This window comes from Flavobacterium sp. RSSA_27 (assembly GCF_051547125.1).
In the GTDB taxonomy this organism is placed as follows: domain Bacteria; phylum Bacteroidota; class Bacteroidia; order Flavobacteriales; family Flavobacteriaceae; genus Flavobacterium.
The window spans coordinates 184979-199191 of sequence record NZ_JBPTTN010000003.1 but is presented as its reverse complement, the minus strand read 5'-3'; the positions used below and the strand labels follow the sequence as shown (position 1 = coordinate 199191).

9 protein-coding genes are annotated in these 14213 nt (G+C 35.3%); all 9 read left to right on the top strand.

From position 1 onward, the window contains the following. The 9 genes from ACSVH5_RS05830 (at position 1) to ACSVH5_RS05790 (ending at position 14160) form a co-directional block, all read left to right on the top strand. Positions 1-1554 (top strand): RagB/SusD family nutrient uptake outer membrane protein, encoded by a 1554-nt coding sequence (locus ACSVH5_RS05830; protein ID WP_438060515.1) that lies wholly within the window; start codon positions 1-3, stop codon positions 1552-1554. A 72-nt stretch (positions 1555-1626) separates the two neighbouring features. Then, the gene (locus ACSVH5_RS05825; protein ID WP_438060514.1) at positions 1627-3933 is read left to right on the top strand and encodes a glycoside hydrolase family 3 N-terminal domain-containing protein; all 2307 of its coding nucleotides are present in this window, start codon (positions 1627-1629) and stop codon (positions 3931-3933) included. A 3-nt stretch (positions 3934-3936) separates the two neighbouring features. Then, entirely contained in the window at positions 3937-5556 is a 1620-nt protein-coding gene (locus ACSVH5_RS05820; RefSeq protein ID WP_438060513.1) for a sulfatase family protein, read from the top strand. Between the two features lie 52 nt (positions 5557-5608). Further along, positions 5609-7318 carry a sulfatase gene (locus tag ACSVH5_RS05815; RefSeq protein ID WP_438060512.1) on the top strand — a complete coding sequence of 570 codons (1710 nt, stop codon included), beginning with the start codon at positions 5609-5611 and terminating at the stop codon, positions 7316-7318. A gap of 107 nt (positions 7319-7425) precedes the next feature. After that, positions 7426-8901, top strand: coding sequence for a sulfatase (locus tag ACSVH5_RS05810; RefSeq protein ID WP_438060511.1), 1476 nt, complete (start codon positions 7426-7428; stop codon positions 8899-8901). Between the two features lie 284 nt (positions 8902-9185). Continuing rightward, entirely contained in the window at positions 9186-9440 is a 255-nt protein-coding gene (locus ACSVH5_RS05805) for a hypothetical protein (protein ID WP_438060510.1), read from the top strand. A gap of 91 nt (positions 9441-9531) precedes the next feature. Next, on the top strand, positions 9532-10641 hold the full coding sequence (locus ACSVH5_RS05800; RefSeq protein ID WP_438060509.1) for an endo-1,4-beta-xylanase: 1110 nt from the start codon (positions 9532-9534) through the stop codon (positions 10639-10641). A 10-nt stretch (positions 10642-10651) separates the two neighbouring features. Then, entirely contained in the window at positions 10652-12484 is a 1833-nt protein-coding gene (locus tag ACSVH5_RS05795; protein ID WP_438060508.1) for an endo-1,4-beta-xylanase, read from the top strand. After that, the gene (locus ACSVH5_RS05790) at positions 12481-14160 is read left to right on the top strand and encodes a sulfatase family protein (RefSeq protein ID WP_438060507.1); all 1680 of its coding nucleotides are present in this window, start codon (positions 12481-12483) and stop codon (positions 14158-14160) included. Before ACSVH5_RS05795 ends, ACSVH5_RS05790 begins: the two co-directional genes overlap by 4 nt. Positions 14161-14213 lie beyond the last annotated feature (53 nt).

Genomic DNA, 14213 nt, shown 5'->3' with positions numbered 1-14213 from the left:
ATGAAAAATATATATGCAATAAAGGTCTTTATTTTACTTTGTCTTCCTTTCTTAATCACAAGTTGTGATGATAGTTTAGATGAAAAAGTTACTACATTTTATAATGCTGAACAGGTTTTTTCAACAGAAGCAGGAATTGAAACTGCTGTAAATGGAATGTATGCTTCTATGGCTTCGCCAGGGTATTATGGGTCTGGAATACACGGATTAATTAACCCTGTATCGGGCAGATTTTATTCTAATCAAACTGCGAGTAATGATGCAACTTCATTAAACTGTACTCCTGAAAATACTTATTTACCAAGATTGTGGAGTGATAGTTATACAGCAATTAATGTAATCAATAATTTGATTTATAATATCGAAAATAACAATGTTGACTTAAAAAATGAAGATGTAGCTTTGGGGCAAGCACATTTTTTAAGAGGGGTGGCTTATTTCGACTTAGTGCGTTATTTTGGTGGAATTCCATTACGTATAACACCTACAAATAATTCAAATTATAATTTGGCTAAAAGTTCTAGACAAGAGGTTTATGCACAAATCATCAAAGATTTTGAAATAGCAAAAGCCAAACTTCCTGAAAATGAATATTTTAAAGGAAGACCTCGCAAATGGGCGGCTTATGGATATTTAGCAAAAGTGTACATGACTTTAGCTGGTGCTGATGGTGGTGATGCCACTAATTGGCAAAAAGCTTACGATGAGTTACTTCCGGTAATTGGTAAATATAATTTAACACCAACCTATGCTGAATTATTTAAGCCTGGTAACGAAAATACGGTAGAATCTATTTTTGAAATTCAATACACTAATTTAGGCTCTGAAAGAAATTCAGATGTGATTCGATTATACACACCAAGTAATAGTACTTATGTGGCGCCAACGGTAACTACATTTGGAAGAATCAGGCCCAACAAAGAAGTTTTTGATAGTCATGTCACTAAATATCCTGGTGACCCAAGAATTGAGGCGACATTCATTTATGATAGTTATCCAAGATATCCTTCGGGAACACAAAAAATTTACCCTGCACAAAAAACAGGTAATTTTTCGTATGCCTATATCAAAAAATGGCTTGAACCAACTTATAATGGAACCACTACCATTAGAAACTCCATTGTTTTTAGATATGCTGACGTGTTATTGATGATGGCAGAAATCGAAAACGAATTAAGAGGCCCAAGTGCTGCTTATGCATTTGTAAATAAGGTATTAGAAAGAGCGCGAGATACAAATGGAGATGGTATAAGTGATGCTGTTCAACCCGCCAATTGGTCTGGATTAGATCAAGCTACTTTTAGAACTCGCATTTTGAAAGAAAGACAATACGAATTGTTGAGCGAAGGGCAAGACTGGTTTGATACTAGAAGAAGAGGATATCAATACTTTTTGAGCGAAATTGTGTATAACCACAATAATTATGCGCCAAATATATTGAACAAAGAATTTATTTATCCAGTAAGTGTAAAAAACATGCTATTACCTATTCCATCGGTAGAGTTATCAGGAAATCATGCCATGTCTTTTGCCGATCAAAACCCAGGCTACTAAAATTTCAATAAGAAAATAAACAAAATTATGAATCATTTCAATAAGCTAAATAAATTTTTACTTTCATTTTTAATGATAGGGAGTTTATCGCTTTCCTTTGCTCAATCGATTAAAAATGCTCCCTATTTAAATCCAAAACTTTCTGCTCAAGAAAGAGTGAATGATTTGATGAGTCGTATGACACTAGAGGAGAAAATTGCGCAAATGTGTCAGTATGTTGGTTTAGAACATATCAAAGAAAATGAAGGCAAACTAACGGCTGAACAAATAAAAAAAATGGATGACCGTGGTTTTTATCCAGGTTTTAAAGTAAGCGATATTGAAAATCTTATTAAAGATGGACAAATTGGATCCATGTTGCATGTAGTGACAGCAGAGGAAGCCAATTATATTCAAAGTTTAGCCATGAAATCCAAACTTAAGATTCCTGTTTTAATCGGAATTGATGCCATTCATGGAAACGGATTGTATAACGGAGCTACTATATATCCTAGCCCTATTTCTATGGCTGCTACTTTTGAGGACGCCTTAAATTATGATTGTGGAAAACAATCGGCAATTGAAATGCGCGCGACAGGATCACATTGGGCATTTACACCAAACATTGATGTGTTAAGAGAACCAAGATGGGGAAGAACAGGAGAAACTTACGGAGAAGATCCCTTCTTAGTTGGTAATATGGGAACAGAAATGATTAAAGGGTTTCAACAAGGCGATTTTACAGGAAACGAAAAAGTTATTGCTTGTGCCAAACACCTAATTGGTGGTGGTGAGTCAATCAATGGATTGAATTTAGCACCCACTGATGTTTCTGAACGCACCTTACTTGAAATGCATTTGCCTCCCTACAAAAAAGCGGTACAAGAAGGCAAAGTGTTTTCAGTAATGGCGGCTCATAATGAAATAAATGGCATACCGTCTCACATGGATAAGCATTTGATGACAGAAATCATGAGAGATCAATGGGGTTTTAAAGGCTTTTATGTAAGCGATTGGAATGATGTAGAACGAATCTTTTCAGTACATCATGTTGCCAAAGATTTCAAAGAAGCAGTATTGTTTTCTGTAGATGCCGGTTTGGACATGAACATGCACGGCCCTCTATTTGGCAAATATGTTTTGGAACTAGTAAATGAAGGAAAATTATCTGTAGACCGAGTTAATTTTGCTTGTGCCAAAATTTTGGAAGCCAAGTTTAAATTGGGTTTGTTTGAAAACCCATACGTCAACTTAAAAAACATTGACAAGAAAGTTTTCACAAAAGAACATCAAGCAACTGCATTAGAAGGAGCAAGAAAAGCCATCACATTATTAAAAAATGATGGTATTTTACCATTGCAGTCCCAATATAAAAAAATATTTGTGGTAGGACCTAATGCGAATAACCAAACCACTTTAGGAGATTGGGTTAAACCACAACCTGAAGATAGGGTAACTACCGTTTATGAAGGTTTGGCCGCATTGGCCAAGGCAAAAGGTCATGAAGTCTCTTATGTAGCAGTTAGCGAAAACTCTAAAAAAATAAGCGATAGTGAAATTTCGCAATCTGTAGAGGCTGCCAAACAATCCGATGTTGCGGTATTAGTTTTAGGAGAAAATTCTTTTCGCCATGATTGGGCCAATAAAACAACAGGAGAAAATATTGATCGTTCAACTTTGCAACTTTCTGGGAGACAGTTAGAATTGTTTAATGCCATCAAAAAAACAGGAAAACCAGTAGTTGTAGTATATGTAAGTGGAAGTTTAATTTCTGAACCCAACATTGAGAAAAATGCCAATGCGACAATTTTTGGTTGGGAAGCAGGAAGTTTTGCGGGCCAGGCCGTTGCAGAGGCTATATTTGGAGATCTTAACCCAGGTGGAAAATTACCGCTAACTTTTCCAAGAAGTGTCGGACAATTACAGATGGTTTACAATTACAAACCTTCACAATATTTTCATAAATACCACGATTTAGCAAAAACACCTTTATATCCATTTGGATATGGTTTGAGCTACACTTCTTTTGAAATATCAGCTCCTAAAGTAACGGGTACACTTTCCAATGATACAGATAGTGTTACGGTCAGTGTAGAAGTTAAAAACACCGGAAATGTTGCTGGAGACGAAGTAGTCCAACTGTATATTCACGACGAAATTAGTTCTGTAACACGCCCAGTTAAAGAACTCAAAGGATACCAAAGAGTACATTTAAAGGCAGGAGAATCTAAAACAGTTACTTTACAATTAAACGCTGAAAGTTTTGGCTTCTATGATTTGAACTTCAATTATGTAGTTGAACCTGGTGATTTTACCATTTTTGTTGGAAATTCATCGGATGATAAGAATTTGAAAAAAACAAATTTTACAGTTTCTCAAAAAATTAACTTAAAAAAATAAAGTATGGCCAATTTAATTCAAAGAGGCAAAGGATATGTTTGGGCATTACTAACAGTTGTTGGAATGTCATTGTCACCCTTTAATGGGTTTGCTCAAAAACCAAACATCATTTATATCATGTGCGATGATTTAACCATTCAATCGATAAGTGCATATGGCGGTATTTATAAAGACATTGCTCCTACACCAAATATCGATCGCTTGGCCAATGAAGGTATGAAATTTCAAGATGCCTTATGTACTAATGCTATCTGTGGCCCTAGTAGAGCTGCAATTTTAACAGGGAAGTATAGCCACGTTAATGGATTTTATAAAAATGAAAATGGAGGGCAGTTTAATGCAAATCAATGGACTTTCCCAATTGAATTCCAAAAACAAGGGTATCAAACAAGCTTATTTGGTAAATGGCATTTAGGCTCTAATCCCATAGGATTTGACGAGTATAAAATACATGCTGCTGCTGCTCAACAAGGATTGTATTGGAATCCATTATATAACCACAATGGAAAAGAAGTAAAAGAAAAAGGCTATTCTACCAATTTAGAAACGGGTTTTGCTTTGAAATGGCTAGAAAATGATCGCGATAAATCAAAACCCTTTATGATGGTTTTGCAATACAAAGCCCCTCATCGACCTTGGGAACCTGATACTAAATATGTCAACCTATGGGAAGATATCGAAATGCCATATCCTGCTACATTCAATGACGATTACAAAGGAAGAGAAAAAACAGCTGGAGATACTGAAATGACTATGGATCATTTCAGTAGAAGAGACATGAAAATGAAAACTCCAGAAGGATTAGTTGGGAAAGAAAAATTGAAATGGGAATTTTATGGCGCAAAAAACAATGAAATTGTGCAACCTGAAGGAATGTCAAAAGAAGAAGGTCGTAAATGGAGGTATCAAACCTATATCAAAGATTACCTAGCTTGCGTAAAATCGGTTGATGATAATATTGGAAAAGTATTAGACTATTTGGATAAAAATAATTTGACCGAAAATACTATGGTTGTTTTGACTTCGGATCAAGGTTTTTATTTAGGAGATCATGGTTTTTTTGATAAACGATTTATCTATGAAGAATCCTTAAGAATGCCCTTTTTAGTACGATACCCAAAAGTTGTAAAAGCAGGTACAGAATGCAATGATATTGTTTCTAATATTGATTTCGCACCTACCTTTTTAGATATAGCTGGACTTAAAACAACTGAAAAATTACAAGGCAAAAGTTTTAAAAAGGTTCTTGAAGGGCAAACGCCAAAAAATTGGAGACAATCCATGTACTATCATTATTATGAATTTCCATATTGGCATCATGTCCAACCTCATTATGGCATAAGAACTGACAAATATACTCTGGCACATTTTTACTACTCAATGGACGTTTGGGAATTATACGATTTAGAAAAAGACCCAAAACAATTGCATAACGTAATCAATGATCCAAAATATCAAAAAGTTGTTGTGGATTTAAAAGCAAAATTGAAAGGATTAATGAAACAATACAATAATGATAAATCATTGGCCGAATTCAGATCAATTACCGATAAAAATTTTGGTGCAATTATAGAACGATCTGATGACGAAGATGTCAATTCTATCTTAAACGAAAAAAAATAACACTTGCAGCTATTAAAAATAGGATAGCGGTAAATAAATATTAGATTCGAAAATGAAAAAGCTACTCTTTATAGTATTTCTAACATTTTTTGGTTGGAATACAATGTTCTCTCAGGATACTAAGAAAAAAAATATTCTTTTTATCGCAGTAGATGATTTGAAACCCTTACTAAACGCTTATGGGTACAAGGAAATGAAAACACCCAATTTTGATCGATTGGCCAAGAGTGGTGTGATTTTTCAAAATGCAGAAGTGCAGCAAGCGGTATGTGGTCCCTCAAGGGCAAGTGTAATGACAGGAACCTATCCGGATCGTTCTAAAGTTTGGGATTTGCATACGGATTTTAGAGAAGCTGCGCCTGAATTGATTTCTATGCCTGAGTATTTAATTTCACAAGGATATGAAACTTCAGCCATTGGAAAAATATACCATAAAGGATCAACCGCCCCAGGACATGACGGAAAAAGCTGGAGCATTCCTCATATTCAACCTGAAAATTTTGATCCTAAATACGGCGAGCCAGCTTTTGGCTATTATCAAAGTCAAGAAACCAAAAACCAAATGGTGACTTTGATGAAAGAGGCCGCTGATAAAGGAATGAATAAACCAATGGCACAACGTAATTATGCCTTCAAAAGGCTAAAACCAAGTACTGAAAGCGCTGACGTTTCAGATGAAGCTTACCAAGATGGAATTTATACAGTTGCTGCTCTAAAACAATTACAAACGCTTTCTAAAGGTTCCAAACCATTTTTTTTAGCAGTTGGCTTTCAACGTCCCCACTTACCTTTTGTAGCGCCAAAAAAATATTGGGATTTGTATAATAGAAACGCAATAAAACTAGCCGAAAATCAAAACCTTATTGATGGAGCGCCCAATTTTGCCTACCATTCTTTTGGTGAATTAAGAGCTTTTTCAGATATAGATGATGATTTGAAAATAGGAGACCGTATACCCGAAGATAAACAACGCGAATTGATTCATGGCTATATGGCAAGTATATCCTATATTGATGCACAATTAGGAAAATTGTTAGATGAATTGGACAGATTGAATTTGACGAACAATACCGTTATTGTGCTTTGGGGTGATCACGGATATCATCTAGGTGACCATACTTTATGGAACAAACATTCCAATTTCGAACAAGCTACTCGAATTCCATTTATGTTTTCAGGTCCTGGAATTGCAAAAGATGTCAAAGTGAGCAATCCCGTTGAATTAGTTGATGTTTTTCCAACATTGTTTGAATTATGTAATGTCTCTCCTTCTGCTCAAATGGACGGGAAATCTTTGGTTACCTTACTGGATAGTAATCCTAAAAATAATATTGATGCCACTTTTGCTTTGAGCCAATTTCCAAGACAGGGTGATAAAATGGGATATACCATTCGTACGGACAAATATCGATACACAGAATGGCATGCAAACAAATACAACACAGAAAAACCCTACGATAAAGCTAATGTAGTAGCAGTAGAATTATACGATTTTGAAAAAGACCCCACAGAACAAAAAAACCATGCTCAAGAGGCAAGTTATGCATCTTTAGTTAAAGAGTTGCAATCCAAATTGGAAGGTAAATTAAATGCTATCAATAAAAGAAATATTTATAAAACGCATCCATCTACCAAAAAAGGAGGGAATAATGAAGAAGAAGGTGAAGGAGAGAAAAAAGAACCTGCTGTGAAAAAAAATGGAGGTAAAAAAGGTAAAAACAAAAATGCAGAAGGATTTACGAAATCTGATTTTAACAACTAAATACCTCTAAACATAGTAAAGCAATAAGTCGCTTTTAAACCCTACAACTAAAACTGTTTAGGTGTTTCTCTATCTAAAAACCTTAATTAATTTTAAAGTATAAACCAATGAAGAATTCAATAGTAAAGTTGTTGATTTTCGCAGTAACCAATTTAATAATCAGTACCACATTTGCTCAAAAGAAACCTAATGTTCTTTTTATAATAGTGGATGATTTTGGATATCATGATATAAGCAAAAATGGTTCAAAAGTGTATCAAACCCCTAATATTGACAATTTAGCTGATAATGCCTTTACTTTTCAAAATGCCTATGCTAGTTATCCTCGATGTGTACCTTCTCGTTATGGAATAATGACAGGGACCTATCCTGTAAACGAAGATCATGGCGATTTGAGTACAATTCCAGATACTAAAAATTTTATAAAACAATTTAAAGCCCAAGGCTATCATTCTTTTTATGTTGGAAAATGGCATTTAGGTTCAGAAGGGAGTAGTCCAACAGGTATTGGTTTTGATGAATCTTTTGCGGCTGGGGATGCTGGAGGAACAGATACTCACTTTTATCCGTTCAATCTTAAAAGAGTACCTGGCTCAAAAGGAGAAAAAGCACCTATTGAAGATGTTCAAAACTACGCAAAAGAGGGTGATTATTTATCGGATGTTTTGACCAAACGAACTATTGAATACATAAAAGCCACCAAAAAAGGAACGCCCTTTATTGGAGTGCTAGCTTATTATGCCGTTCACACTCCAATTGAAGCCAAAAAGGCAGACCAAGAGCGTAACAAAGCTGAAATTAGCAAAATTGATTTTGGGACTACTCCTGAATATGTAAAAGAAGGAAATGCCGAAACTAAAATGCGTCAAGATGATGCTGATTATGCTGGAATGGTTGAAAATACCGATGAAAATATTGGTAAATTAATCCAAGAATTAAAAAAGAATGGATTATATGATAATACCATCATCGTTTTAACTTCCGATCATGGCGGCTTGTCTACTCGTGGAGGAAAAAGAAAATTAGCGACAACCAATGCTCCATTGCGTGCAGGGAAAGGTTGGATCTATGAAGGAGGAATCAAAGTCCCTTTTATGATTCATATGCCTAATCAAGCAAAGGCCATTTTAGACACAGAATCCATCGTTTTAGGAATGGATATTTTCCCTACGCTAGTAGATTTGGCTTTGGATAAACAAATCGAAGGGATTGATGGCAAAAGTTTGAAAAACGTAATCAATAAAAAAGAAGTCTGGAATAATCGCACAGTATATTGGAATTCCTACAAAGCAAGACCAACTCAAACAGGCGATCATAAAACGTCTGCCATTCGAGTAGGTGATTATAAATTGCTACATTTTGTAGAGACAGATAAAGTGGAATTGTACAATGTTAAAGAAGATGTTTCAGAAAAAAATGATTTAGCCGCTTCCATGCCAGAGAAAAAAACGGAAATGCTTGCACAATTAAATCAATGGAAGAAAAAGTATAACGTTACCATGAAGCCCAATAAAAAAGACACTTCTGAATTGACCCCTAAACAATTAGAAAAAAAGGCAAATCGTAAAGCGAGTAAAAATTAATACTATAACATTGTAAATCACAGTAAAGGGTACTTTTAAACAGTACAGAAAACAAAATAGGGGAAAAATCAGCAAATGACATAAGTTGTTTTGCAAAGCATTGTAAGAGAAATTACTTTTTTATGCGACTTATTTTGTTAATTACACAAGAGCTATCTTCTCAGGGTTTTACATGCAGTTTAAATGCTAAAATGCTCTAGATCTTGGTTTTAAGCAGTGATTGGATAACGGTTCTTGGAGAAGTGATGCTTCGTAAAAGGAGCTAGTAGCCCAAATGAATCCCGATGTTTTGTAATACCCTAGTGGTACTCAAGCCAATTATTGAGTTGGGTGTAGGGAATGTCAATAAAAATGTTGCTGTTTTGTATTTCTATATTTTCAAAGAAAACATTGCAATAGAAGCAGATTTTTTTTCTTACACCTTCAGTTTTGACAGTTCATGTACAATCTTGGTTCAAACCAAGGAGATAATTCATCAACAGTTGCATGTTGTCTTTTTACTTTCAGGTTGGTATTTTTTAAAATTGAAAAGGATCTAGTAAGTCAATTTTTCAAAGCAATAATAAATGATGTATTAAAAAGGAATTGATGTTCGAAAATGCATAGTATAACTATAAAATTTATACCAAGATGTTTTTAAGGAAACTAACTATTTCGTATGTTTTAGTGTTATTGCTATCCACTGCAATCCATCCACTTGTTGCAAAAAATAAACTGACCGTATTGTCATTGCAAGATAGCAGCAAAGTATATAAAAAGTTATTAATCGGCGCAACTTTATCTTGTGCAGATTTATATACTTCAAAAGGAAAACTTTTCCTCAAAGATTTTAAGTATGTAACAACCGCTAATGATGCCAAACAAACCATCGTACACCCAAAACCAGGAGTTTGGAAATGGGAGCAGGTAGACGAAGTAGTTGCATTTGCTAAGAAAAACAATTTAAAAGTCAGACTTCATGGACCCATTAGCCCTCAAGCTTCCAAATGGATTAAGGAAGATAACCGAACCCCCAAAGAGTTAGAACAAAATTTAGAAGAATATGCTACTGCGTTTGCACAACGATTCAATAAAGAGCCCAATGTAAAATACATGGACGTAGTCAATGAAACCATATTGGCAGATGGGAGTTGGTTTGGACCCAAACCAGGAACTGATAGCTGGGAAAATCCATGGTTAGCCATGGGTTTAGATCCAAAAGGCTTTCCAAAATATATCGTCAAAGCATTTGAAATCGCTACAAAATACGCTACCAATATTCACTTAGTTTACAATCAAAATGTGGGCTTAGAAGAACCTATGTGGAATAAAGTCAAAGAAACGGTTTTGTATTTGCGATCCAAAGGATTGAGAGTTGATGGAATTGGTTGGCAAGCGCATTTGTTATTAGGCGCTAAACGGGTAGATTTTGTTGATAATATTGATGCTTCCATGGTAAAACTAGCCAACTTAATAGATTGGGCCCATCAAAATAAGCTTGCTTTTCATGTCACCGAATTGGATTATGTGGTAAAAAATAAAAAAGATATCCCCTCCGAACGAGAAATTCAAAAAATGGTGTACCAAAAGCTTATTGCAGTACTTCAGGAAAAAAGCAAAACAGGAACAGTTACTTTAAATCTTTGGGATTTGGACGAACGTAAAAATAGTAGTGGCTATTTTCAATCCATTTATGATTCGAAATTGCAACCCATTCCTGCATTTAGTGTTGTAAAAGCCGCAATAGAATACAATAAATAAGCACAAAGAAATGAGTAAAATAAGCACAAGATTTGTATCGAAAATTACCATGCTTCAAAAAGTTTACCACGCTCTTCCAAAAGTAGGTAGTAATCATTTTTGGGTGTTCTTTTGTATAATGGGTATGCACTGTAGCTCGTTAGCACAAGAAATTCCGGCGGGTGGCGTGGATCAAATCGATACTTCAAAACTCAAATTTCTAAAACTTAACAAAGAAGAAGGCACGCTTACGGTAGACTCCAAAAGTCCTACGGTTTTGATTACAGCCATAACTATAAAGCAGCCCAAATTTGTCTACAATTTAGGAATTACTATTCCCTTGAGGGCTAAAAAAATTGAAACGAACCAACCCTTGCTTCTTGTTTTCGAAGCCAGAACAGTAGAGTCGAGTTTAGAAACTGCCGAAGCGAAAGTCAATTGGGTTTTCAAGCAAACAAAGTCAAACAGTCCGAAGGATATTGTTGAAAATTCTGTGAGTTTGTCTTCAAAATGGCAAACGTATTATGTTCCTTTTCAAGCGTTACATACCTCTATTGGCGAAGCTATTTTGCAAATGCGTTTTGGATACACTCCTCAAAAATTTGAATTGCGAAACCTACATTTCATAGCCTATCCTAAAACATTTAATTTTAATAATTTACCCAAAACCAAAATAACTTATCCAGGAATGGAAGCAATTGCTCCCTGGCGAAGCGAAGCCCAACAGAGAATTGAAAAAATTAGAAAAGGGGATTTTAGTATTACATTCACTAAAAACGGAAAAGCAGTAACTAATGCAAAAGGCGAATTGCATCTGGTACAACATTATTTTCCTTTTGGTGCGGCACTTCATGCTGATGATATCGTTAACAATCCAAAGCATTTGGACTATTTTAAAAAGTTGTTTTCGATAGCTGTTTTTGAAAACGATTTGAAAGCCAAGCGATGGATACGTGAAAAAAACAGACCTATTACCTTGCAAGCGATTTCTATTTTGAACCAAAACGGAATCAAAGTAAAAGGACATGTGTTGTTATGGCCAGGTTTTAATTATTTGCCTACTGTGTATGCCGATAATCAAAATGATCCAAAGAAGATTCGCAACATGGTTGACCAACATGTAACGAGTATTTTAAATGCAACCAAAGGAAGTATTTCGCATTGGGATGTACTAAATGAAGTATATACCAACAAGGATCTTCAAAAAATTACCGGATCAGATGAAATTCTTTTTGATGCCTTCAAAAAAGCCAAACAATTGGATCCAAATGCAAAACGATTTATTAATGAATATGGAATTATTAGTGGTGGAGGAATCAATAGTGCCAAACAACAATGGTATCATGACTTTATTAAAACTATTGACAAAAATACCCATAATTTGGTGGATGGAATTGGAATGCAAAGTCATATTGGAAGCGACTTAACCCCTCCAGAAAAAGTTATTGAAATCTTAGATTATTTTAGTGATTTGAAAAAAAATATCAGTATTTCTGAGTTTACTTTAGACCTACTCGATGATGATTTAAAAGCACAATATACTACCGACTTTGTGACTGCCGCATTTAGCCATCCTTCAGTTACCGAGTTTTTGTTTTGGGGTTATTATGAACCCAATAACCCCAAAGCCGGTTTGTATGACAAAAATTTTAAATTGACCAAAATGGGACAGGCATTCGATGATTTAATTCATAAAAAATGGACTACCACAATCTCTTTCAATAGCCTCAATAACGGAATCCTTACTGGTACTGCTTTTTTTGGTACCTATGAATATACTATAGCCATTGATGGAAAAACCTATAAGGGCATTTTGGAATGGCATCCCAACTCTAGTAAAACTTTTAATATAGAACTCCAATGAGAAAAGCGCTAACAGTATTGTTTTTTTTGGCACTCTTAGGAATAAGTAACGCTCAAGTAAAAACACCTCCTAATATAGTTTGGATTGTATGTGAGGATATTAGCCCAACCTTATCCATGTATGGAGATAGCACCGCCAAAACGCCTAATTTAGATGCTTTGGCTTCGCAGGCTATTGTCTATAGTAATGCCTTTGCAACGACTGGAGTATGTGGACCAAGTCGATCGGCAATTATTACTGGAATGTTGCCAACCTCAATTGGAACCCAACATTTCAGAACAGGAAATGATGTCATGTCTTGGGGTAAAAGAACCTATCAAGAAAAGGCCAGTAAAGGGGAAGGCGATACTAAAAATGATGTGCTGGATGTACAGCATAAAAATGTTAGAGAATACTCGGCAGTAATACCCGAAAACATCAAATGTTTTACAGAATATTTACGCGCTGCGGGTTATTATTGTACCAATAATCAAAAAACAGACTATCAATTTGCCGCCCCACTTTCAGCTTGGGATGAAAATGACCCCAAAGCCCATTGGCGTAATGCCCCAAAAGGGAAACCATTTTTTTCAGTATTTAATATTGGGGACACACACGAAAGTCGTTTGTGGTTAAATAATAATTTGCCACTGACCGTAGATCCCGCTAAAGTTCCCGTGCCACCCTACTTAGTAGACAACCCAATTGCTCGAAAAGACATTGCCCGTCATTATAGCAATATCGAAGTAATGGATCAAAAAGTTGGTGAAATTATAGAACAACTCAAAAAAGATGGATTGTATGAATCGACAATACTCTTCTTTTATAGCGATCATGGTGGTCCTTTACCTCATCAAAAAAGAGAAGTGTATGAATATGGTTTACGCGCTCCGCTAATGATAAAATTGGCAGGCAATGCCACAAAGCAAGTGACCAATCGTTTGGTTTCCTATACTGATTTGGGCCCCACCGTATTGAGCTTAGCCAATATTCAGCCACCCAAAGACATTGATGGAATGGCGTTTCTAGGAAAGTATGAAGCGGCTCCCAGAAAATATGTATTTGGAACTTCAGATCGATTTGATGAATTTACGGATAGAATCCGCACGGTTCGCAATGAGAATTTTTTATATGTCAAAAATTACCACCCGGAGTGGACCAAATACAAAGATGTAAATTATCGCAAAAAAGTGCCAATGATGAATGACATGCTGGCCCTTAGGGATCAAAATAAATTAAATGCTATTCAAATGTCATGGTTTCAAACCAAAGAAAAAGAAGAACTATATGCTATTAAAAAAGACCCCAATAGTTTGGTCAATCTAGCCAATGATCCTGCTTATAGTAAGGAACTTCAGGAATTAAGAACACAATGCCAAATGCAATTTGAACACAAAAAAGATTATGGCACTATCCCTGAAAGCGACTTGATTCTGCAAATGTGGCCCAATAATGTACAGCCCAAAACCGCATCGCCCAATTTTGAAAGAAAACAAAACCACATGGCACTCGCTTGCACCACCAAAGGGGCTTCATTGTCTTATATTATTTCGGATACCAAAGACAAAAAATGGAATTTGAATAGCCCATGGCTTTTATATACAAAACCTATTGCATTACAACCGGGTAAGTTTATCTATGTTATTGCTAACAGAATTGGCTATCAGGACAGTGAAATGGTTGTATTTGAATTGTAAAAAAAATACAGTTAGATTGTAAATAGTGCTTTTTGAATAAAAACCACCTTTTT

Coding starts and splice junctions, on each gene's coding strand:
- ACSVH5_RS05830 (WP_438060515.1), top strand. CDS start 1: ATGAAAAATATATATGCAATAAAGGTCTTTATTTTACTTTGTCTTCCT.
- ACSVH5_RS05825 (WP_438060514.1), top strand. CDS start 1,627: ATGATAGGGAGTTTATCGCTTTCCTTTGCTCAATCGATTAAAAATGCT.
- ACSVH5_RS05820 (WP_438060513.1), top strand. CDS start 3,937: ATGGCCAATTTAATTCAAAGAGGCAAAGGATATGTTTGGGCATTACTA.
- ACSVH5_RS05815 (WP_438060512.1), top strand. CDS start 5,609: ATGAAAAAGCTACTCTTTATAGTATTTCTAACATTTTTTGGTTGGAAT.
- ACSVH5_RS05810 (WP_438060511.1), top strand. CDS start 7,426: ATGAAGAATTCAATAGTAAAGTTGTTGATTTTCGCAGTAACCAATTTA.
- ACSVH5_RS05805 (WP_438060510.1), top strand. CDS start 9,186: ATGTTTTGTAATACCCTAGTGGTACTCAAGCCAATTATTGAGTTGGGT.
- ACSVH5_RS05800 (WP_438060509.1), top strand. CDS start 9,532: ATGTTTTTAAGGAAACTAACTATTTCGTATGTTTTAGTGTTATTGCTA.
- ACSVH5_RS05795 (WP_438060508.1), top strand. CDS start 10,652: ATGAGTAAAATAAGCACAAGATTTGTATCGAAAATTACCATGCTTCAA.
- ACSVH5_RS05790 (WP_438060507.1), top strand. CDS start 12,481: ATGAGAAAAGCGCTAACAGTATTGTTTTTTTTGGCACTCTTAGGAATA.